The 21,102-nt window shown below is 64.9% G+C and carries 18 protein-coding genes; 12 read left to right on the forward strand and 6 right to left on the reverse strand.

Annotated features, from left to right (window positions below; genetic code table 11):
- Window positions 1-34: 34 nt before the first annotated feature.
- Window positions 35-1,309 carry a serine hydrolase domain-containing protein gene (locus tag BM118_RS13415; protein ID WP_092185915.1) on the reverse strand — a complete coding sequence of 425 codons (1,275 nt, stop codon included), beginning with the start codon at window positions 1,307-1,309 and terminating at the stop codon, window positions 35-37.
- Between the two features lie 174 nt (window positions 1,310-1,483).
- Between BM118_RS13415 and BM118_RS13420 the strand changes: the two genes are divergently transcribed.
- Entirely contained in the window at window positions 1,484-2,401 is a 918-nt protein-coding gene (locus BM118_RS13420) for an intradiol ring-cleavage dioxygenase (RefSeq protein ID WP_092185917.1), read from the forward strand.
- A 15-nt stretch (window positions 2,402-2,416) separates the two neighbouring features.
- On the opposite strand, the gene BM118_RS13425 is transcribed toward BM118_RS13420, so the two are convergent.
- Both BM118_RS13425 and BM118_RS13430 read right to left on the reverse strand, forming a co-directional pair.
- Window positions 2,417-4,156, reverse strand: coding sequence for a bifunctional protein-serine/threonine kinase/phosphatase (locus tag BM118_RS13425; RefSeq protein ID WP_177234300.1), 1,740 nt, complete (start codon window positions 4,154-4,156; stop codon window positions 2,417-2,419).
- Window positions 4,157-4,217: 61 nt separating this feature from the next.
- Window positions 4,218-5,057, reverse strand: coding sequence for a formate/nitrite transporter family protein (locus BM118_RS13430; RefSeq protein ID WP_092185919.1), 840 nt, complete (start codon window positions 5,055-5,057; stop codon window positions 4,218-4,220).
- 688 nt (window positions 5,058-5,745) lie between these two features.
- Here BM118_RS13430 and BM118_RS13440 point away from each other — a divergent pair.
- From BM118_RS13440 to BM118_RS13450, 3 genes are read left to right on the forward strand one after another with little or no spacing between them, the layout of a single operon-like run.
- On the forward strand, window positions 5,746-7,065 hold the full coding sequence (locus BM118_RS13440; protein ID WP_092185923.1) for a CmpA/NrtA family ABC transporter substrate-binding protein: 1,320 nt from the start codon (window positions 5,746-5,748) through the stop codon (window positions 7,063-7,065).
- Window positions 7,066-7,124: 59 nt separating this feature from the next.
- Window positions 7,125-8,021, forward strand: coding sequence for a nitrate ABC transporter permease (gene ntrB / locus BM118_RS13445; RefSeq protein ID WP_092185925.1), 897 nt, complete (start codon window positions 7,125-7,127; stop codon window positions 8,019-8,021).
- A gap of 12 nt (window positions 8,022-8,033) precedes the next feature.
- Window positions 8,034-8,828: an ABC transporter ATP-binding protein gene (locus BM118_RS13450; RefSeq protein WP_092185927.1), complete on the forward strand. Its 795-nt coding sequence runs from the start codon at window positions 8,034-8,036 to the stop codon at window positions 8,826-8,828.
- A gap of 30 nt (window positions 8,829-8,858) precedes the next feature.
- Here the strand turns inward: BM118_RS13450 and BM118_RS40395 are convergent, their stop codons facing one another.
- On the reverse strand, window positions 8,859-9,071 hold the full coding sequence (locus tag BM118_RS40395) for a hypothetical protein (RefSeq protein ID WP_143099463.1): 213 nt from the start codon (window positions 9,069-9,071) through the stop codon (window positions 8,859-8,861).
- 96 nt (window positions 9,072-9,167) lie between these two features.
- Here BM118_RS40395 and BM118_RS13455 point away from each other — a divergent pair, with 96 nt between their 5' ends.
- The 8 genes from BM118_RS13455 (at window position 9,168) to BM118_RS13490 (ending at window position 19,449) form a co-directional block, all read left to right on the forward strand.
- Entirely contained in the window at window positions 9,168-10,547 is a 1,380-nt protein-coding gene (locus BM118_RS13455; RefSeq protein WP_092185929.1) for an MFS transporter, read from the forward strand.
- Window positions 10,548-10,667: 120 nt separating this feature from the next.
- On the forward strand, window positions 10,668-11,096 hold the full coding sequence (locus BM118_RS13460) for a globin family protein (RefSeq protein WP_092186173.1): 429 nt from the start codon (window positions 10,668-10,670) through the stop codon (window positions 11,094-11,096).
- Window positions 11,097-11,106: 10 nt separating this feature from the next.
- A complete protein-coding gene (locus BM118_RS13465; RefSeq protein WP_092185931.1) occupies window positions 11,107-12,324 on the forward strand; it encodes an NAD(P)/FAD-dependent oxidoreductase in 1,218 nt (405 codons plus the stop codon).
- Window positions 12,325-12,338: 14 nt separating this feature from the next.
- Window positions 12,339-15,044 (forward strand): nitrate reductase, encoded by a 2,706-nt coding sequence (locus BM118_RS13470; protein ID WP_092185933.1) that lies wholly within the window; start codon window positions 12,339-12,341, stop codon window positions 15,042-15,044.
- Between the two features lie 234 nt (window positions 15,045-15,278).
- On the forward strand, window positions 15,279-16,181 hold the full coding sequence (locus BM118_RS13475) for an SMP-30/gluconolactonase/LRE family protein (protein ID WP_092186174.1): 903 nt from the start codon (window positions 15,279-15,281) through the stop codon (window positions 16,179-16,181).
- A gap of 153 nt (window positions 16,182-16,334) precedes the next feature.
- A complete protein-coding gene (locus BM118_RS13480; protein WP_092185935.1) occupies window positions 16,335-17,174 on the forward strand; it encodes an aldo/keto reductase in 840 nt (279 codons plus the stop codon).
- Window positions 17,175-17,364: 190 nt separating this feature from the next.
- Window positions 17,365-18,306 carry a DMT family transporter gene (locus BM118_RS13485; protein WP_177234301.1) on the forward strand — a complete coding sequence of 314 codons (942 nt, stop codon included), beginning with the start codon at window positions 17,365-17,367 and terminating at the stop codon, window positions 18,304-18,306.
- A gap of 63 nt (window positions 18,307-18,369) precedes the next feature.
- Entirely contained in the window at window positions 18,370-19,449 is a 1,080-nt protein-coding gene (locus tag BM118_RS13490) for a zinc-binding dehydrogenase (protein ID WP_092185939.1), read from the forward strand.
- Window positions 19,450-19,608: 159 nt separating this feature from the next.
- Here BM118_RS13490 and ppk2 read toward each other — a convergent pair whose 3' ends face one another.
- The gene (ppk2, locus tag BM118_RS13495; protein WP_177234264.1) at window positions 19,609-20,529 is read right to left on the reverse strand and encodes a polyphosphate kinase 2; all 921 of its coding nucleotides are present in this window, start codon (window positions 20,527-20,529) and stop codon (window positions 19,609-19,611) included.
- A 96-nt stretch (window positions 20,530-20,625) separates the two neighbouring features.
- A complete protein-coding gene (locus BM118_RS13500; RefSeq protein ID WP_092185943.1) occupies window positions 20,626-21,087 on the reverse strand; it encodes an Lrp/AsnC family transcriptional regulator in 462 nt (153 codons plus the stop codon).
- Window positions 21,088-21,102 lie beyond the last annotated feature (15 nt).

A 21,102-nucleotide genomic window follows, 5' to 3' on the forward strand; every position in this document is an offset into this window, starting at 1 on the left:
CCGCGGCCGTCGGCCGCGGAATCGATCCAACCGGTTACAGATTGCTCTCGGTGATCGCGGCGTACACCATGCTGCGCAGCTCGCGCCGGAGCGGGTAGGCGCTCGAGGGCAGCACCTGCGTCATGAAGATGGTGATCAGCTCCTCGGCCGGGTCGATCCAGAACGAGGTCGTGGCCGCGCCGCCCCAATTGTATTCGCCGGGGCTGCCGGCGATCAACGTTTCGGACGGGCGCATCGTCACGGCAAAGCCGAGGCCGAAACCGATGCCGTTATAGGTGGCTTCCGAGAACAGCGAGCGCGACACCTCGGGCAGCGTGCGTCCGCCCGGAATGTGGTTGCTCGTCATCAGCGCCAGCGTCTTCGGCCCGATCAGCCTGACGCCGCCGAGCTCGCCGCCGTTGAGCAGCGCCCGGCAGAAGGTGAGATAGTCCGCGACCGTCGAGCACAGGCCGCCGCCGCCGGAGATGAACGAGGGCGGTGACAGGAACGAGCTCGTCGCCGGGTCGTCCTGGAGCGTCAGGCCCTCGCGGCGCTGGCCGGCGTGGAAGGTCATGCCGCCGCCCGGGTCCGCCGAATAGCAGGCGGCGAAGCGATGGGCTTTCGACGCCGGCACGTGGAAGTCGGTGTCGGTCATGCCGAGCGGATCGAGAATGCGCGCTTTGAGGAACTGCTCGAACGGCATGCCGGAAATCTTGCCGACGAGGTAGCCCAGCACGTCGGTCGCGACCGAGTAGTTCCAGGCCTCGCCCGGCGAGAACTCCAGCGGGATTTTCGCGAGCGCCTCGATCATGGTCTGGAGCGTGCCTGACTTCTCGACCTCGCCGATCTTCTCGGTGCGATAGGCGGCATCGACATTGGAACGCTGTTGGAAGCCGTAAGTCAGCCCGGAGGTGTGGCGCAACAGATCGACGATCTGCATCGGCCGCGACGGCGGCCGGGTCAGGAAGGCCGGCGCGGTGCCGGCGACGAACACGCCGAGATCCTTCCATTCCGGAATGTATTTGGCGACGGGCTCGTCGATCGCGACGAGGCCTTCCTCGACCAGCATCATGAAGGCGACGCTGGTGAGCGGCTTGGTCATGGAATAGATGCGGTAGATGGTGTCGTCCTTGACCGGCACCTTGCGCTCGACATCGGCAAAGCCCTGGACCGAGCTGTGCGCGATCTTGCCGCGGCGGTAAACCAGGAGCTGGGTGCCCGGGAAGCGGCCGGCATCGATGTACCGGTTCTTCAGGTGCGCATCGACGCGGTCGAGCGCGGCCTTGGACATGCCAACGGATTCGGGCGAGGCGGGGGTGGGGGCGAGCATCAGTTCCTCCGGGCAGTTTTGTCGGAAAGTTGATAGCCAAATGGCGGCCGCATTCCAAGCCGGTCACGCTTAACGCGGGCCGGCCGACTGGTGTAGTGTCCGGCCTGGAACGCCACCAAGGAGCCCCTGGGACCTCTAATGGGGCCAACGAGAAAAACGTAGGGCAAACGCACCATGACCCAGTTCAACGAGACCGAACTCACCGAAGCCGTCGTCCGGAGCTTTGACCAGACGCCGAACCCGCGTGCAAAATTCCTGCTCCAGGAACTGGTGAAGTCGCTGCACGATTACGTGAGCAAGACCGGCCTCACCTTCGAGGAATGGGAATACGCCATCGATTTCCTGACCCGCACCGGTCATAAATGCACCGACACCCGCCAGGAGTTCATCCTGCTCTCCGACGTGCTCGGCGTCTCCATGCTGGTGGACGCGGTCAACCATCGCGATCGCGAGGGCGCCACCCAGACCACGGTGCTCGGCCCGTTCTATGTCGGCGAGCACAAGGTGACCGCGCACGGCACCGACATCTCGCCGAACAACCTGACCGGCGAGCGGATGTTCGTGCAGAGCCGCGTCACCGACCTCCAGGGCAAGCCGCTCGCGGGCGTTCCCGTCGACGTCTGGCATGCCGATGACGACGGCTTCTACGATTCCCAGAAGCCGAACTATGACGAGGTCGGGGCCTCGGCGCGGGCGCGCTTCATCACGGACAGCGACGGCCGCTTCTTCTTCCGCACCATCCTGCCATGCAGCTATCCGATCCCGACCGATGGTCCCGTCGGCGAGATGATCGTGCAGACCAATCGCCATCCGATGCGCCCGGCGCATGTGCACTTCCTCGTCAACGCGAAGGGCTATGAGCCGCTGATCACGCATGTCTTCATGGACGGCGACAAATATCTCGATTCCGACGTGGTGTTCGGGGTCAAGGACGACCTCATCGCCAAGGTCGAGCCGCGCAACGACCCGGCGATGCCCGACGGCACCAAGGCGAGCGGGCAATGGCACCTGATGACCTACGAGTTCCACCTCAAGCCCGGTGGCGGCATGGCGCCGAAGCCGCTCGGGGTGAAGGCGACGGAGCCGGCGTGAACCGACCTTGTCCGGCTATCGCAGCCGAAGCGCCGCGAGCAGCGCGATGACCGTGCAGGCCAGGATCGCCGTGGTCAGCTTCCAGAACAGCAGCGGGTTGCGCTCCAGAAGAGGCGTGGTCCGCGTGGCGAGATAGGCCGGATTGGGATTCCTGAGTTCGAAGACGAACTCGGAGAGGTCCTCGTGGCGCTTGTAGGGATCGGGATGCAGCGCTTTCCTGAGCGCGCCGTCGATCCATCCCGGGATGCCCCGCTCGGCATCGATGGCCGGGCGATATCTTAGTTTCCACGCGTCCGATCTTCCCCGGATTTTGGCGAGCTGGGCGCCGTAGGGGAGATGTCCGGTGAGCATGTGGTAGCAGATGGCGGCCAGCGAAAACATGTCGGACCGGGGCGAGCCTCCTTCGCCGAGGAAATACTCCGGGGCCGTGTATTGGACCGTGCCGAGAATTTCCTCGTCGGCCGATTTCGGCGCCGCCTCTGCGACGCCCGCGACCCTGACCGATCCGAAGTCGATGATCTTCGCGGTGCCGGTCTTGTCGATCAGGACGTTGTCGGGCCTGAGGTCCTGGTGCAGCATCTCCATGCGGTGGAAGGCGCGAAGCCCGGTGGCGATCTGCTCGACGATCCTGCGGACCGTCTCCAGATCGGGACGCGGGTTGTCGAGCATCCACTGCCGCAGGGTCTGCCCCTCGATGAACTCGGTCGCGACGTAGAGGTAGCTGCGCCGTCTCGACTGTGACAGCGGCTTGAGCACGTGCGGGCTGTCGATGCGGCGTGCGATCCACTCCTCCATCAGGAAGCGCTTGAGATAGGCGGCATTGTCGCGCAAATCGATCGACGGCAGCTTGAGCGCGACCGGCTCCTCGGTCTCCGCATCGACGGCAAGGTAGATGTGACTGCGGCTGCTGCCGTGAATCTCGCGGACGATCCTGTAACCGTCGAACATCGCCCGCGGCTCCGGCAGCGCAGGAAGCGGCAGTTCGGAAGTCTGGTTGAAGATGCCGGCCGAGTCGCACTGCGGCACCGCGTCGATGCGGAGGATCTGGACGGTGATGTTGTCGTCGCTGCCGCGCCGGTAGGCTTCCTCGACGATTGCCTTCGCCGCGCCGTCGAGCTCGGCTGCATGCTCGCCGAGCGCGGTCGTGATGAAACGATGGTCGACGAATTCGTAGGCGCCGTCGGTTGCCAGGATAAAGGTGTCGCCGGCCTCGATCTCGACCGTCTGGTAGTCGATCTCGAGCTGCGGATTGATGCCGAGCGCGCGGCCGAGATAGGTCTGCTCCGACGACACGATGATGCGGTGATCGTCGGTCAGCTGCTCGAGCGCCTTGCCGGCAACGCGGTAGATGCGGCAGTCGCCGACGTGGAAGATGTGCGCGGTGGTCGCCTTGATGACCATGGCGCTGAGGGTGCAGACATAGCCCTTGTCGCGGTCATAGGCATATTGGCTCTTGCGCGTCTGCGCGTGCAGCCAGGAATTGGTCGCGTCGAGCACGCGGCGGGCGGAGGTCTTCACCGTCCAGGATTCCGACGTGCAGTAATAGTCCATCAGGAAGCTCTTGACCGCCGACTCGCTGGCGATCTGGCTCACCGTGCTGCTGGAGATGCCGTCGGCGAGAACCGCCGCGATGCCCTTCAGGCTGAGCAGCGGCTCCTCCGGGATCAGGACGCCGTGAAAATCCTGGTTGACGGGCTTGCGACCCCTGTCGGAGTGCTGGCCGATCGAAATCAGGAGTCCGCGGGTCATCGTCATCACCGGCAAAGGGGAGCCTCACCCTGCTCGGGCGAGGCTCCCCTGTCGAGACGTTGTTTGATCAGGCCGCGACGCGGGGCTGCGTGGTCTTGCCGGCCTGGCGCTTCGGCAGGGTCATGACGTGCGTGGCGTAGAGGGTCATGCCGGTGAAGGCGAGGCCGCCGACGAGGTTGCCGAGCACGGTCGGGATCTCGTTCCAGATCAGATAGTCCATGATCGAGAACTTCGCGTGCAGCATCAGGCCCGACGGGAACAGGAACATGTTCACGACGGAGTGCTCGAACACCATGTAGAAGAACACCAGGATCGGCATCCACATCGCGATGACCTTGCCGGGGACCGAGGTCGAGATCATGGCGCCGACGACGCCGGTCGAGACCATCCAGTTGCAGAGCATGCCGCGCATGAACAGCGTCGCCATGCCGGCCGCGCCGTGCGCGGCATAGCCGAGCGTTCGGCCCTCACCGATATTGCCGATGGCCGCGCCGACCTTGTCGGGGTCCTGGGTGAAGCCGAAGGTCGTGACGAAGGCCATCATGAAAGCGACGGTGAAGGCGCCGGCGAAGTTGCCGACGAAGACGAGGCCCCAGTTGCGCAGCACGCCGCCAAAGGTGACGCCCGGGCGCTTGTCGATGAGGGCGAGCGGCGAGAGCACGAACACGCCGGTCAGCAGGTCGAAGCCGAGCAGGTACAGCATGACGAAGCCGACCGGAAACAGCAGCGCGCCGACCAGCGGCTGGCCGGTGTTCACGTTGATGGTGACGGCGAACCAGGCCGCCAGCGCGAGGATGGCGCCGGCCATATAGGCCCGGATGATGGTATCCCGGGTGGACATGAAGATCTTGGACTCGCCCGCATCCACCATCTTGGTGACGAATTCCGAAGGCGCGAGATACGACATCAATGGTTCCTTTTGCTTCGTAAGTGAGATCGACACGCCCCCAGAGAGAGCGCGGCTGAACGTGGCTGAACATTTTGGGCCGTGCGGACAGCTCTGCCGCGCACGAGGGCTATGGAGGTCTGGAAGCCTTGGGAATCGCGTCACGACGACTGAGCCGGGAAGGGCCGCGAAGCAGTTGAGCTTCCGGTTTGCAGCCGCCAGAGGCTGCAACAATGCGGCAAACCGCAGTCTTCGTTGACGCCAGTGGAAATGCAAGTCGCGTGCCGCTTGGGTGTGATAGAAAACGTGAGCGATTTCAACTGGATGAGACGTGCCTTGATCCGGCTTTTGCCGGCTCGGCGGCCTTTTGCTTAGGCGGCTGCATAAGATTTGTGCGTCGCACAAGAAATAAGCAGTCCGCAAATTTCGCGTGCGCAGCAAGCCTGCGACAGACTGGCGCGGCGCATATAACCCATTGAATACTAATTGGTTTATGAGGTGCAGCGCTTGGCATGAAGCTTGAATAGTTCCAAGCCGACGCCATTGAAGCCGTCCCGCGAGACTTCTCATCCGATTTTGCTGACGCCACCAGACGGGGGTCCCCCCGTCGCGCGTTCGCATGCGCCTTTTTCGGGCGTCACGGACGGACGGGCTGCTCGTGCGCACTGACGCAATCATTCCGCAACGACGCAAAAGGACGACACCACCGATGACCAAGCGCATCCGCCGGCCCTCCGAGACTGGCCTCAGCCGCCGTCAATTGTTGAAGGCCACCGGCAGCACCGCTGCCCTTCTTGCCGCCGCCAAGCTCCATTTCCCCGCCGGCGCGTTCGCGCAGGACGCAGGCCCCGAGGTCAAGGGTGCCAAGCTCGGCTTCATTGCACTGAGCGATGCCGGTCCGCTCTTCGTCGCCAAGGACAAGGGCCTGTTCGCCAAATACGGCATGCCCGATGTCGATGTGCAGAAGCAGGCCTCCTGGGGCACCACGCGCGACAATCTCGTGCTCGGCTCGGAGGGTAACGGCATCGATGGCGCGCATATCCTCACCCCGATGCCGTATCTGATCTCGGCCGGCAAGGTGACGCAGAACAATCAGCCGACGCCGATGTACATCCTGGCGCGGCTCAATCTCGATGCGCAGTGCATCTCGGTTGCCAAGGAATATGCCGACCTCAAGGTCGGCGCCGATGCGTCGGTGCTGAAGGCCGCGTTCGAGAAGAAGAAGGCCGAAGGCAAGTCGGCCAAGGTCGCGATGACCTTCCCGGGCGGCACGCACGATCTCTGGGTCCGCTACTGGCTCGCCGCCGGCGGCATCGACCCGGACAAGGACGTCGAGACCATCACGGTGCCGCCGCCGCAGATGGTGGCCAACATGAAGGTCGGCACCATGGACGCCTTCTGCGTCGGCGAACCCTGGCCCGGGCAGCTGGTCCACCAGGGCATCGGCTACACCGCCGTCAACACCGGCGAGATCTGGAGCAAGCATCCGGAGAAGTCGCTCGGCATGCGCGCGGCCTGGGTCGACAAGAACCCGAAGGCCGCCAAGTCGATCCTGATGGCGGTGATGGAAGCCCAGCAATGGGCCGACAAGATGGAGAACAAGGAAGAGCTCGCCACCATCATGGGCAAGCGGCAGTGGATCAATTGCCCGGTCGAGGACATCGCCGATCGCGCCAAGGGCAAGTTCGACTACGGCAACGCCGGCAAGGTGGTCGAGAACTCGCCGCACATCATGAAGTACTGGCGTGATCATGCCTCCTATCCGTTCCAGAGCCACGATCTCTGGTTCATGACCGAGGACATCCGCTGGGGCAAATACGAAGCCGGCTTCGACAGCAAGGCGCTCATCGCCAAGGTCAACCGCGAGGATCTTTGGAAGGACGCGGCCAAGATGCTTGGCGTCGCTAGCTCCGACATCCCGGCCTCGACCTCGCGCGGCAAGGAGACCTTCTTCGACGGCAAGGTGTTCGATCCTGAAAATCCGGCGGCCTATCTGAAGTCGCTCGCGATCAAGCGCGTCGAAGTCTGATGGAGCCCTGCGGCCGCCGCGAGGCGGCCGCATCGTCCCGGAGCCGGAGAGAGATAGCGATGAACATGCCTGCCACGAAGATTGAGGTTGAGACCGCGACACCCGCGGGAAGCGCCGCGCCCGTCGTCGCGATGACGCCGAAGCGGCCGCCGCGGAGCGAGGCCTATGCGCGAATGGCAAGGGAGCTCGCCGTGCGCGTGATCCCGCCGCTCGTCGTGATCGCGCTGCTGACGCTGGTCTGGGAACTGGTCTGCCGCCGCGCCGGCTCGGCGCTGCCGCCGCCGTCACGGGTGTTCAAGGACACCAAGGAGCTGATCCTCGATCCGTTCTTCGACCATGGCGGCATCGACAAGGGCCTGTTCTGGCATCTCTCCGCCAGCCTTCAGCGCGTCGCCTTCGGCTATTCGCTCTCCGCGATCGCCGGCATCGCGCTCGGCGTGCTGGTCGGCCAGTCGGTCTGGGCGATGCGCGGGCTCGATCCGTTGTTCCAGGTCTTGCGCACCATCCCGCCGCTCGCCTGGCTGCCGCTCTCGCTCGCCGCGTTCCGTGACGGCCAGCCCTCGGCGATCTTCGTCATCTTCATCACCTCGATCTGGCCGATCATCATCAACACCGCGGTCGGCATCCGCAACATCCCGCAGGACTATCGCAACGTCGCGGCCGTCGTGCAGCTCAATCCGCTGGAGTTCTTTGGCAAGATCATGATCCCGGCAGCCGCGCCCTACATCTTCACCGGCCTGCGCATCGGCATCGGTCTGTCGTGGCTCGCCATCGTCGCCGCCGAAATGTTGATCGGCGGCGTCGGCATCGGCTTCTTCATCTGGGACGCCTGGAACTCCTCGCACATCAGCGAGATCATCCTGGCGCTGATCTATGTCGGCATCGTCGGCTTCGTGCTCGATCGCCTGATCGCGGGCCTCGGCAAGATCGTCACCCGCGGCACCGCGACGAACTGAGGGGAGGGACACATGACCGCCTATCTGAAGCTCGACCACATCGACAAGATTTTTACCCGCGGCGCCGCCACCACGGAGGTCCTGAAGGACATCAGCCTGACCATTGAGAAGGGGCAATATGTCTCGATCATCGGCCATTCCGGCTGCGGCAAGTCGACCCTGCTCAACATCATCGCAGGGCTGACCAACGCCTCGACCGGCGGCGTGCTGCTGGAGAACCGCGAGGTCAACTCGCCGGGGCCCGATCGCGCCGTGGTGTTCCAGAACCACAGCCTGCTGCCCTGGCTCACGGTCTACGAGAACGTCAGGCTCGGCGTCGACAAGGTCTTCGCCAGGACCAAGACTCGGGCCGAGCGCGACGCCTGGGTGATGCACAATCTCAACCTCGTGCAGATGGCGCACGCCAAGGACAAGCGTCCTTCCGAAATCTCCGGCGGCATGAAGCAGCGCGTCGGCATCGCGAGGGCGCTGGCGATGGAGCCGAAGGTGCTGCTGCTCGACGAGCCGTTCGGCGCGCTCGACGCGCTCACGCGCGCGCATCTCCAGGACTCGGTGATGGCGCTGCACCAGAAGCTCGGCAACACCATTCTGATGATCACCCACGACGTCGACGAGGCTGTGCTCCTGTCCGACCGTATCGTGATGATGACGAACGGGCCGAGCGCGCGCATCGGCGAGGTGCTGGAGGTGCCGCTGGCGCGTCCCCGCAAGCGGCTCGAGCTCGCCACCAACACCACCTACCTGAAGTGCCGGCAGCGCGTGCTCGAATTCCTCTACGAGCGTCATCGCTTCGTAGAAGCCGCATAAACGAAGGTTTAACGCGGACGATATGCGCGCCTAAATAATCGACACCTCGCTCAATCCTTGTGCGTCGCACAGGGATTGAGCGGATCGCAAAATTTGCGTGCGAAATAGCCCTGCTAAAAATTCGGGCAATTCGAATAAGCCGCTGAATTCCCTGTATTTCCCGAACGCGCGCAATTGGCACGGAAATTGAAAAGCATTTGCGCGACGCCAACGACGACGTCCCTCAACATCATCAATCAGCATCGTGAACTCGCCACCGGGGTGAAGCCTCGGAGCGCGCCTCCGTGGCCGGAGGCAGAGCCTGCAACGACGCAGCGGTGAGCCTAGAAGGGATACTCAATGACGAAGAATCCAACTTGGATTTCAGACTGGCGCCCCGAAGATGAGGCGTTCTGGAACGCGACTGGCAAGACTATCGCGCGACGCAACCTGATCTGGTCGATCGTGGCCGAGCATATCGGCTTCTCGGTCTGGCTGATCTGGAGCATCGTCACCACCAAGCTCCCGCAGGCAGGCTTCCATTACACCACCGACCAGCTGTTCCAGCTCGTTGCCGTGCCGGGCCTGATCGGTGCCCTGATGCGCTTTCCCTACACATTCGCGGTGACGACGTTCGGCGGTCGCAACTGGACCATATTCAGCGCGGCGATCCTGTTCATTCCGACGCTGTCGCTCGCCTATTTCGTGAGCCAGCCCGACACGCCGTTCTGGCTGATGCTGCTGATCGCCTCGACCGCGGGTCTCGGCGGCGGCAATTTCGCCTCCAGCATGACCAACATCTCCTTCTTCTTCCCGGACAGGATGAAGGGATGGGCGCTGGGCCTCAACGCAGCCGGCGGCAATATCGGCGTCTCCAGCGTGCAGCTCCTGACCCCGATCCTGATGACGCTCGCGGTCATCAACCTGTTCCAGGCAACCCCCGTCGACGGCGTGTTCCTTCAGAACGCCGGCCTGATGTGGGTGCTGCCGATCGCGATCGCGGTGTTCGGCGCGGTGTTCTTCATGAACAACCTGACCACGGCCAAGTCGTCGATCGGGAATCAGCTGGCGGTGGTCAAGCGCAAGCACACCTGGATCATGGCGTACCTCTATATCGGCACGTTCGGATCCTTCATCGGCTACTCCGCGGCGTTTCCGCTGCTGCTCAAGACGCAGTTCCCGTCGGTGACGATCGCGATCGCGTTCCTCGGGCCTCTCGTCGGTTCGCTGTCGCGCCCGTTCGGCGGCTGGCTGGCCGACAAGATCGGCGGCTCGGTCATCACCTTCTGGAATTTCATCGTGATGGCGGGCGCCACCGTTGGCGTGCTCTATTTCGTCGGGCAGAAGGATTTCATCGGCTTCCTGTCGATGTTCCTGATCCTGTTCGTGACGACGGGCATCGGCAACGGCTCGACCTACCGCATGATCCCCTCGATCTTCCGCGAGCAGAACCTGTTCAAGGTGCGCGGCAAGGGCGATGCGGCGCGTGCACTCGCGCTCAAGACGGCGAGCATCGAGAGCGGTGCGGCGGTTGGCTTCATCGGCGCGGTCGGCGCGGTCGGCGGCTATCTGATCCCGAGCGGTTTCGGCAAGTCGATCGCCATGACCGGCGGCCCGCAGCTCGCGCTCGCGATCTATCTGGCCTTCTACGCGTCCTGCCTCGGCCTGACCTGGTGGTTCTACCTGCGTCGCAGCCCGCAGCGTGAAGGCGCGCCAAGCCTCGCCGAAGCAAGGGTGTGACCGCTTGGTATGAATCTCGCTTCTCCCCGTACGCGGGGAGAAGCATTGCCCGACAGTTTGACCATGAACCTGGTTCGCAATGGCGCGCACCAAGGCAAACCCAACAGGCAGGAGAACATCATGACTTCAGAACAGATCGCCCTCATCCAGCAGAGCTTCGCCAAGGTCGCGCCGATTTCGGAAACCGCCGCGGTGCTGTTCTACGATCGCCTGTTCGAGGTGGCGCCGCCCGTGCGCGCGATGTTTCCCGAGGACATGACCGAGCAGCGCAAGAAGCTGATGGGCATGCTCGCCGCCGTCGTCGGCGGCCTGTCGAACCTGGACTCGATTCTTCCCGCGGCCTCCGCGCTCGCCAAGCGTCACGTCGCTTACGGCGCCAAGGCCGAGCACTATCCCGTGGTCGGTGCGACCTTGCTGTGGACCCTGGAGAAGGGGCTTGGCGAAGCCTGGACGCCCGAACTCGCCACGGCCTGGACCGACGCCTACGGCGTGCTGTCCGGCTACATGATTTCCGAGGCCTACGGCGCGCAGCCGCAGGCCGCCGAATAGGAGATGCCTTGTGAGTGAACCGCTGGTCATCGTCGGTAACGGTATGGCGGCCGCGCGTCTGGTCGACGAGCTAGCCAAGACCGCGCTCGGCCGCTACGCGGTCGCCGTGATCGGCGAAGAGCCGCGGCTCGCTTACAACCGCGTGCTGCTCTCCTCGGTGCTCGCCGGCGAGACCGGCTCGCACGAGATCGAGCTCCGGCCGGCCGATTGGTGGCGCCATCGCGGCGTCACGGTGCGCTACGGCTACCGCGTCACCGAGATCGACACCGGCCGCCGCGAGCTCAAGATCGAGGGCGAGGAGAGCATGGAATATTCCAAGCTCGTGCTCGCAACGGGATCGACGCCGCTGCGGCTGAACGTGCCGGGCGCCGATCTCGCCGGCGTGCACACCTTCCGCGACACGCGCGACGTCGACCTGCTGCTGACGCTTGCGGCGGCGAAGAAGCGCGTCGTCGTGGTCGGCGGCGGTCTGCTCGGGTTGGAGGCGGCCTATGGGCTTGCCAAGGCCGGCGCCCCGGTGACGCTGCTGCATCTGATGGACCGGCTGATGGAGCGCCAGCTCGATGGGCCGGCCGCCGACCTGCTCAAGACGCTGGTCGAGCGCAAGGGCATCCGCATCCTGCTCAATGCCAGCACGAAGTGCATCCATGGCAACAGCCATGTCGAAGCCGTCGAACTCGCCGACGGCAGCCGTATCGAGGCCGATGCGGTGATCTTTGCCGCCGGCATCAGGCCCAACGTCGCGCTGGCCAAGGACGCCGGCATCGCGGTCAACCGCGGTATCGTGGTCAATGACGTCATGCAGACGGCGTCGCCCGACATCTTCGCGCTCGGCGAATGCGCCGAGCATCGCGGCACCTGCTATGGCCTGGTCGAGCCCGCCTATGAGCAGGCGCGCGTGCTGGCGCGGCATCTCGCCGGCCGGCCCGCCGCCTATCAGGGCAGCGTGGTCTCGACCAATCTGAAGGTCTCGGGCGTCAGCGTGTTCTCCGCCGGCGACTTCATGGGCGGGGAGGGCAGCGAGAGCCTCGTGCTGACCGACCGCAGGCGCGGCACCTACAAGAAGCTCGTCATCGCCGACGGCCGGCTCACCGGCGCGGTGCTGATCGGCGATACCGTCGATGCGCTCTGGTATCTCGAACTGATCCGCAACTGCGACAAGGTGGCGGCGATCCGTACCGACATGATGTTCGGCCGCGCACTCGCGCGTCCTTCCAAGGCGGCTTGACAAGGCAGCTCGATATGACGGCGATCGACCCGAAGCTCCGGACCACCAAGACCACCTGCCCCTATTGCGGCGTCGGCTGCGGCGTGCTCGCAACACCGGACGGCAAGGGCGGCGCGGCGATCGCCGGCGACCCCGACCATCCCGCCAATTTCGGCCGGCTGTGCTCGAAGGGCTCGGCGCTCGGCGAGACCGTCGGGCTGGAGGGCCGGCTGCTCTACCCGATGATCCGCTGCAAGGGCGTGCTGGAGCGCGTCGCCTGGAGCGATGCGCTCGACCACGTCGCCCACCGCATGCAGCACATCGTGGCGCGCGACGGTGCCGACGCGGTCGCGTTCTATCTCTCGGGCCAGCTCCTGACCGAGGATTACTACGTCGCCAACAAGCTGATGAAGGGCTTTGTCGGCACCGCCAATGTCGACACCAACTCGCGGCTCTGCATGTCGTCCTCGGTCGCCGGCCATCGCCGCGCCTTCGGCGCCGACACCGTGCCCGGCTGTTACGAGGATCTCGACCAGGCCGACCTGCTGGTCTTCGTCGGCTCGAACGCGGCCTGGTGCCACCCGGTCCTGTTCCAGCGCATGCTGAAGAACCGGCAGGAGCGCGGCGCCCGCATGATCGTGATCGACCCGCGCCGCACCGACACCGCGAGCGATGTCGATCTGTTCCTGGGGCTGAAGCCCGGCACCGACACCGCCTTGTTCTCGGGCCTGTTCGTCCATCTCGCCGACAGCGGCGCGCTGGACCAGGACTACATCGCGGGCAACACGTCGGGCTTCGACGACGCGCTGGCGCGCGCGCGCAACATCGCCGGCAGCGTCACCGCGACCGCGCTGGCCACGGGCCTCTCCGAGCAGGACGTCGCGACCTTCTTCAAGATGTTCCGTGACGTCGAGCGCGTCGTCACGCTCTATTCGCAAGGGGTCAACCAGTCGGCGCAGGGCACCGACAAGGTCAACGCGATCCTCAACTGCCATCTCGCCACGGGCCGCATCGGCAAGCCGGGCGCCTCGCCGTTCTCGCTCACCGGCCAGCCCAACGCGATGGGCGGCCGCGAGGTCGGCGGTCTCGCCAATCAGCTCGCCGCGCACATGAACTTCACGCCGCCGGACATCGACCGTGTCAGGCGGTTCTGGAAGGCGCCGCGCATCGCCACCCATGAGGGATTGAAGGCGGTGCAGCTGTTCGAGGCGATCAACCGCGGTGAGGTCAAGGCGCTCTGGGTCATGGGCACCAACCCGGCGGTGTCGCTGCCCGATGCCGACTTCGTGCGCGAGGCACTGAAGAAGCTCGAGCTGTTCGTGGTTTCCGAGAACGTGCTCTCCAACGACACGGTCGAGGCCGGCCCGCATGTGCTGTTGCCCGCGCTCGCCTGGGGCGAGAAGTCGGGCACGGTGACCAACTCCGAACGGCGCATCTCGCGCCAGCGCTCGTTCCTGCCGGCGCCGGGCGAGGCGCGGCCGGACTGGTGGATTCTCAGCGAGACCGCAAAACGTCTCGGCTTCGGCGACAGTTTCGACTACAAATCCGCCGCCGATATTTTCCGCGAGCACGCGGCGCTTTCGGCATTCGAGAACGATGGCAGCCGCGATTTCGACATCGGCGCGTTGACCTCGCTCTCGAACGAGGCCTTCGACGCCTTGAAGCCCGTGCAGTGGCCGGTGCGCGAAGGCGGGGCGTCCGGCGAGCGCTTCTTTGCGACGGGCGGCTTCTTCACCAATGACGGCAAAGGCCGCTTCGTCGCGCCGGAGATGCCGTCGCTGCGCGGCGAGACCGGCGCGTCGCGTCCGCTGCGGCTCAACACCGGGCGCATCCGCGACCAGTGGCACACCATGACGCGCACGGGCCTCAGCCAGCGGCTGGGCGCGCATCTACCCGAGCCGTTCGTCGAGGTCCATCCAGACGACGCCGGCAAATACGGTATCGCCCACGACGGCTATGCCCGCATCACCACCGATTACGGGCAGTGCATCCTGAAGGTGGTCGTCAGCGATCGGCAGCAGCGCGGCACGCTGTTCGTGCCGATCCACTGGAGCGCGATGAACGCCTCGCACGGCCGCGTCGGCGCGCTGGTGCAGTCCTTCACCGACCCGTTCTCGGGGCAGCCGGAAACGAAGGCGACGCCGGCCGCGATCGCGCCCTATGAATACGTTTTCCGCGGCTTCGCGCTGTCGCGCAAACAGCTCGATCTGCCGCCCAATCTGCTGTGGACCCGCGTCACGGTCAGCGGCGGCTTCGGCTATCTCTTCGCCGACAACGCCGATCTGTCGCGCTGGCCCGCCTGGCTCGAGAGTGTCGCCGGCGAGGATGTCGCCGAGTACCGCGATTTCGGCGGCGGCGTCTATCGCGCGGCCTCGTTCGCGGGCGACCGCATCGAGACCTGTCTGTTCGTCGGCCCCGCCCATGATGCCGGCGACTGGGAGGTGGTGAAGAGTCTGTTCGTGGCCGATCAGGTCACCGACGACCAGCGCCGCATGCTGCTGTCCGGCAAGTCCAGCGAAGGCGCCGCCGCGACCGGCCCGATCGTCTGCGCCTGCTTCGGCGTCGGCCGCGGCACCATCTGCGACACCATCGCGACCGGGGCGCGCACGACGGCCGAGATCGGCGCCAGGCTCAAGGCCGGCACCAATTGCGGCTCCTGCATCCCCGAGCTGAAGCGCCTGATCGCGACGACGGAGGTAGCGCCAGTGAAGCAGGCGAAGGTCGCGGGCGCAGCGGGGTAGGAGCGACGTTTTTGGTCGTCGCCGCATACTCCGCTGTCATCGCCCGGCTTGTCCGGGCGATCCAGTACTCCGAGACGTCTGTGGTTCGCCGAGAAGCTGCGGCGTACTGGATTCCCCGCCTTCGCGGGGAATGACAGTGGGGGCGAGGAGCCATGCCCACCGCGCCAATCGACGCGCCAGCCATTGTGCCCTATGGTGCCGCGCTCTTCCCCCTCAACAATCATAAAAACAATGATGTACCTGGAAACGCCGCCGCGTCTCATCGAGACGACACTCTTCTCCGCCATGCCCGACAAGTTCCGCCGCAAGGGCGTGCGGACGGATTGGGCCGATGCCAACCGGCCGGGTGTTGCGACCGATAGCTTCATCGAGGGGCCGTCATTCGACAAGGACGGCAATCTCTACATCGTCGACATTCCCTTCGGCCGCATCTTCCGCATCGCGCCTGACGGCGAATGGTCGCAAATCGCCGAATATGAAGGCTGGCCGAACGGACTGAAGATCGCGGCCGACGGCCGTATCCTGGTCGCCGACTACATGCACGGCATCATGGAGCTCGATGCGACGGCCGGCTGCATCAAGCCTATCCTGACCGCGCGCAATTCGGAATCCTTCCGCGGCTGCAACGACCTGCATCTGGCCTCCAACGGCGACATCTATTTCACCGATCAGGGGCAGACCGGCCTGCACGATCCGAGCGGCCGCGTGTACCGGTTGACGCCGAGCGGCAGGCTCGACTGCCTCATCGACACCGGTATCAGCCCGAACGGCCTGGTGCTCGATCCAACCGAGACCGTGCTGTTCGTCGCGATGACGCGCGACAACGCGGTGTGGCGACTGCCGTTCATGAAGGATGGCAGCGTGTCGAAGGTCGGCCGCTTCTGCTCGCTGTTCGGCACCAGCGGTCCCGACGGCATGACGATGGACGCGCGTGGCCGCCTGTTCGTCGGCCACGCCTCGCTCGGCCACGTCTTCGTGTTCTCGCCGAACGGGGAGTTGCTTGCCCGGATCAAGTCATGCGCGGGACCGAATTGCACCAATGTCGCAATCGGTGGCGCGAACAAGGATCGTCTCTATATCACGGAGTCCGCGACCGGCAGCGTGCTGGTCGCGGACATCGGCGGATTGAACTCTTGATTCCCGCGTGCGGGGAGAGGCCGACGCGCAGAGCGCGGCGGGTGAGGGGGAGTCTCCGCGAGTCCTATTGTCAGCGAATTTGCGGATGCAGCCCCTCACCCCGACCCTCTCCCCGCAAGAACGGGGAGAGGGAGAACTGACAGTGGAGCGAACATGAACACAAATCCCTTCGGCAAGACCGGCACCAACGTCTCCGTCATCGGGCAGGGCACCTGGTATCTCGACCATGGCGATCGCAAGCGCGCGATCGCGGCGCTTCAGCATGGACTCGATCTCGGCATGACCCATGTCGACACCGCCGAGATGTATGGCGATGCCGAGCTCGTCATCGCGGACGCGATCGCGGGCCGGCGCGACGAGGTGTTCCTCGTCTCGAAAGTGCTGCCGAGCAACGCCTCGCGCCGCGGCACGATTACCGCCTGCGAACGCTCGCTGAAGCGGCTGAAGACCGATCGCCTCGATTGCTATCTGTTGCATTGGCGCGGCTCCTATCCGCTCGAAGACACCGTCGCAGCGTTCGAGGAGCTGGTGAAGGCCGGCAAGATCAAATCCTGGGGCGTCTCCAATTTCGATGCCGATGATCTCGACGAGATGCTCGATGTCGCAGGGGAAGGCCGCATCGCCTGCAATCAGGTGCTCTATCATCTGAAGGAACGTGCGATTGAGCATGCCGTGATCCCGTGGTGCGAGCGGCACGGCGTCGCGGTCGTCGCCTATTCGCCGTTCGGCCATGACGATTTTCCGGCAAGCAACAGCAAGGGCGGCGCCGTGCTGGCGCGCATCGCGGAGGCGCGGCGCGTGACACCGCGTCAGGTCGCGCTCAGCTTCCTCACCCGTGCAATTACGGTGTTCGCGATCCCGAAGGCGTCATCGGCGGAACATGCCGGCGAGAATGCGGCCGCCGGCGATCTCGTGTTGACGAAAGAGGAGATTGCGGCGCTGGATGCGGCGTTTCCGCGCGGTCCGAAGCCGCGAGGCCTGCCTATGCTGTAGTGCAGCAAGCGCGCATTCTTAATGGAATATTGACGCGCGCAGCCCGCAGCGCATATCGGCATCCTGTTTTCGGAAGTTGTGAACGCGGCGCATTTGTCGTTTTTTGACGGCCGTCCCCGATTCGCATTTTTCCAGAGTTTCTGCCGTGACTCCGCCGCCCGCCGCAGCCGCAAGGCTCGACAGTATTTCCATGCCTATGCCGGAGAAGAAGAACATCGGCCGCCGCGCGCCTGCGCGCGTCGATCATCCCTTCAAGGGCATCGCGCTGATCCTGCTGTCGACGGTCTTTCTCGGCTGCTCCGACATCACCGCGAAATATCTGTCGACGAGCCTGCCCTCGATCGAGATCACCTGGATCCGCTTTCTCACCTTCGCGCTGATCTTCACGCCGGTGATGCTGCGGTCCTCGCCGTATTACGCGATGCGCACCGAGCGTCTTGGATTGCACGTGATGCGCGGTGCGGTGCTGCTCGGCTCCTCGCTGTTCTTCATCACGGGGCTTGGCTTCCTCCCGATCGCGGAGGCGTCCGCCACCGGCTTCGTCGCGCCGCTGTTCGTCACTGCGCTCTCGATCGTCTTCCTCGGCGAGAAGGTCGGCATGCGCCGCTGGTTCGCCACAGCGCTCGGCCTCATCGGCGTGCTGATCATCCTGCGCCCGGGCACCAGCGCGTTTCATCCGGCTGCATTCTTCCCGGTCGTCTCGGCGGCCTGCTGGGCCGGCACGCTGATCCTGACGCGGATGATGAGCGGCCGCGAGGCCGTCGTGACCACCATGGCCTATTCCTCGCTGACGGGCCTTGCGATCCTGACCGCAATCGTGCCGTTCGTCTGGGTGACGCCGTCCTGGACCGCGATCGCGCTCGGCATCTTCATCGGCGTCGCCTCCACGGCGGGCCAGTGGATCGTCGTGCTCGCCTATCGCTACGGCGATGCCTCGGTGCTGGCGCCGTTCTCCTACTCGCAGCTGTTGTGGGTCAGCATTCTCGGCTTCTTCATCTTCGGCGAGGTGCCGAGCATCTGGACCGTCATCGGCGCGGCCTTCATCGTCGCCAGCGGCCTCTACATCGCCCATCGCGAGCGCGTCCGCCGCGCTCAGCTGCTGGTGCTCGAAGAGCGCTCCCCGAACGCCTGACGCAAGTTCGCGGCTTCCGCTTCGTGCTATCAACGGCTCCAACAACACTACGGGAGGAGCCGGATGCGCGCCGCGATTTTCAGGAACGGTGAGATTGTCGTTGGTCAGATGGCCGAGCCGAAGCCGGGCCCCGGCCAGGTGCTGGTCAAGACGCTCGCCTGCGGCATCTGCGGCTCCGACCTGCATGCGCGTCAGCACGCCCACCGCATGGTGGAGATGGCGCGGAAGGTCGGGCGCAAGCCGATGGACCTCGCGCGCGACGTCGTGTTCGGTCATGAATTCTGCTGCGAGATCGTCGACTACGGTTCCGGCACCGCGCGCAAGCTCAAGCCCGGCACCCATGTTTGCTCGCTGCCGGCCTTGGTGACGCCGCAGGGCATCGAGGGCATCGGCTATTCCAACGACAATGTCGGAGGCTATGCCGAAGCGATGCTGCTCAGCGAAGCGCTGCTGCTCGAAGTGCCCAACGGTCTGGCTCCCGAACATGCCGCACTGACCGAGCCGCTCGCCGTCGGCGTCCACGCCGTGGCAAGAGCCAACATGAGCGGCGGCGAGGTGCCGCTCGTGATCGGCTGTGGCCCGGTCGGGCTCGCGGTCATTGCCGCGCTGAAGATCAGGGGTCTGCATCCGATCGTTGCCGCCGACTATTCGCCGGCGCGGCGCGCGCTCGCGGCCAGGCTCGGCGCGGATATCGTCGTCGATCCCAAGGTGTCGCAGCCCTACACGGCCTGGGCCGAGCACGCGCAGATGTCAGACGCCGAGAAGGCGGCGCGACCGCCGTTCCAGGCGATGCTGCCGGCGCTCAAGCCCGCGATCATCTTCGAGTGCGTCGGCGTGCCCGGCCTGTTGCAGCAGGTGTTCGAGGGCGCACCGCGCGATGCCAGGATCGTCGTGGTCGGCGTCTGCATGGAGAGCGACAGAAACGAGCCCATGCTCGGCATCATGAAGGAACTCAACGTCCAGTACGTGCTCGGCTACACGCCGGACGAGTTCGCAGCTTCCTTGCGCTTGATCGCCGAAGGGCAGGTGGACGCCGCAGCAATGGTGACGGCGGAGGTCGGCCTCGACGGCGTCGCAAAGGCCTTCGCGGACCTCGCCAATCCCGAGGCGCACACAAAGATCATCGTGCAGCCGTGGCGGTAGTTTTCGCGTCGTAGGGTGGGTTAGCACTGCGGCTGCGCGAAGCGCAGTCCGCACGGCGTAACCCACCACTTCTCTTGCCGCGGTGACAGAAGAGGTGGGTTACGCCGTGCAGATGCGCTTCGCGCACCTGCCCAGCTAACCCACCCTACAAGACCTCCGTCAGTATTTCGCAGGCACATACATCTCAGGCGGAACCGGCCCGCGGTGATAGTCCGGGTTGCGCACGCGCGGCGGCAGCACCACCGGCACGCGTGCGACCTCCTGGTACGGGATCTGGCTGAGCAAATGCGCGATGCAGTTGAGCCGGGCGCGCTTCTTGTCCACGGCATCGACGATCCACCACGGCGAATCCGGAAGGTGGGTGTGCTCCAGCATCGTCTCCTTGGCCTTGGTGTAGTGCTCCCAGCGGCTGCGCGCCTCGACGTCCATCGGACTCAGCTTCCACTGCTTGAGCGGATCCCTGATGCGCATGCTGAAGCGGAACTGCTGCTCGTCATCGGTGATCGAGAACCAGTACTTGACCAGGATGATGCCGGAGCGGATCAGCATCCGCTCGAACTCCGGCACCGTCTTGAAGAACTCCTGGTACTCGTGCTCTGAGCAGAAGCCCATCACGCGCTCGACGCCGGCGCGGTTGTACCAGCTGCGATCGAACAGCACCATCTCGCCGCCGGCGGGAAGATGCGCCACGTAGCGCTGGAAATACCATTGCGAGCGCTCGCGTTCGCTCGGCGCCGGAAGGGCGGCGACGCGGCAGATGCGGGGATTGAGCCGCTGGGTGATGCGCTTGATCACGCCGCCCTTGCCGGCGGAGTCGCGGCCCTCGAACAGCACCACGACCTTCTTCTTTTCGCTCTGCACCCAGTCCTGGAGCTTGACCAGCTCGCCCTGGAGGCGGAGCAGTTCCCTGAAATAAAGCCTGCGGTCCACCGTCGGATTGAGCGTGCCGGTCTCGTCCAGCAGCTGGTCGAGCCTGCTGTCATCGAGCTCCATCTCCAGCTCTTCGTCGAGATCGTCGGTCATTTCCCGGATGATGCGCTCGCGTTTGGCCATTTCAGGGGTGCGGTCGGATGCGGTCATGGGTCCTTCTTTCGGCAGGGTGCCTGTCGCCCGTGACCATCGGCGGGCTTTATTGCGCCCATGTGACACCGGTTCCGAAACGGCCCGGCGGGGCCGTCACACCGGCAGCGCGATCGAATATTTCACCTGGCTCAGCGCAAAGCTCGACTCGATCGAGGCGATGCCGTCGAGCCGGGTCAGCTTGGTCTTCAGGAAGGTCTCGTAGGAAGCGAGGTCGGCCGCCACGACGCGCAGGAGATAGTCGCGGTTGCCGGTCATCAGATAGCACTCCAGCACCTCGTCCCATTTCGAGATCGCGCGCGCGAAGCGGCTCAGATCCTCCTCCTTCTGCCGCGCCAGCTTGATCGAGATGAAGACGCTGACATGCAGGCCGAGCGCCTTCTGATCGACGGTCGCGATATAGCGCGAGATGACGCCGCGCTCCTCCAGCAGCTTGACCCGGCGGTGGCAGGGCGACACCGAAAGCCCGACCTTGTCGGCGAGCTCCTGCATGGTCAACCGGCTGTCGGTCTGGAGCAAAGCGAGGATCTTTCGGTCGATGGCGTCGAGCTCGGGCATTGGGATGAAACCTGT

This window comes from Bradyrhizobium sp. cf659, from assembly GCF_900113725.1.
Classification (GTDB): domain Bacteria; phylum Pseudomonadota; class Alphaproteobacteria; order Rhizobiales; family Xanthobacteraceae; genus Bradyrhizobium.

Excerpts from the sequence above, each read along its gene's own strand:
- BM118_RS13450 (WP_092185927.1), top strand. The coding sequence starts at position 8,034 with ATGACCGCCTATCTGAAGCTCGACCACATCGACAAGATTTTTACCCGC.
- ntrB (WP_092185925.1), top strand. The coding sequence starts at position 7,125 with ATGAACATGCCTGCCACGAAGATTGAGGTTGAGACCGCGACACCCGCG.
- BM118_RS13440 (WP_092185923.1), top strand. The coding sequence starts at position 5,746 with ATGACCAAGCGCATCCGCCGGCCCTCCGAGACTGGCCTCAGCCGCCGT.
- BM118_RS13455 (WP_092185929.1), top strand. The coding sequence starts at position 9,168 with ATGACGAAGAATCCAACTTGGATTTCAGACTGGCGCCCCGAAGATGAG.
- ppk2 (WP_177234264.1), bottom strand. The coding sequence starts at position 20,529 with ATGACCGCATCCGACCGCACCCCTGAAATGGCCAAACGCGAGCGCATC.
- BM118_RS13470 (WP_092185933.1), top strand. The coding sequence starts at position 12,339 with ATGACGGCGATCGACCCGAAGCTCCGGACCACCAAGACCACCTGCCCC.
- BM118_RS13490 (WP_092185939.1), top strand. The coding sequence starts at position 18,370 with ATGCGCGCCGCGATTTTCAGGAACGGTGAGATTGTCGTTGGTCAGATG.
- BM118_RS13420 (WP_092185917.1), top strand. The coding sequence starts at position 1,484 with ATGACCCAGTTCAACGAGACCGAACTCACCGAAGCCGTCGTCCGGAGC.
- BM118_RS13475 (WP_092186174.1), top strand. The coding sequence starts at position 15,279 with ATGTACCTGGAAACGCCGCCGCGTCTCATCGAGACGACACTCTTCTCC.
- BM118_RS13425 (WP_177234300.1), bottom strand. The coding sequence starts at position 4,156 with ATGACGATGACCCGCGGACTCCTGATTTCGATCGGCCAGCACTCCGAC.
- BM118_RS13480 (WP_092185935.1), top strand. The coding sequence starts at position 16,335 with ATGAACACAAATCCCTTCGGCAAGACCGGCACCAACGTCTCCGTCATC.
- BM118_RS13415 (WP_092185915.1), bottom strand. The coding sequence starts at position 1,309 with ATGCTCGCCCCCACCCCCGCCTCGCCCGAATCCGTTGGCATGTCCAAG.
- BM118_RS13460 (WP_092186173.1), top strand. The coding sequence starts at position 10,668 with ATGACTTCAGAACAGATCGCCCTCATCCAGCAGAGCTTCGCCAAGGTC.
- BM118_RS13430 (WP_092185919.1), bottom strand. The coding sequence starts at position 5,057 with ATGTCGTATCTCGCGCCTTCGGAATTCGTCACCAAGATGGTGGATGCG.
- BM118_RS40395 (WP_143099463.1), bottom strand. The coding sequence starts at position 9,071 with ATGCTGATTGATGATGTTGAGGGACGTCGTCGTTGGCGTCGCGCAAAT.
- BM118_RS13500 (WP_092185943.1), bottom strand. The coding sequence starts at position 21,087 with ATGCCCGAGCTCGACGCCATCGACCGAAAGATCCTCGCTTTGCTCCAG.
- BM118_RS13485 (WP_177234301.1), top strand. The coding sequence starts at position 17,365 with ATGCCTATGCCGGAGAAGAAGAACATCGGCCGCCGCGCGCCTGCGCGC.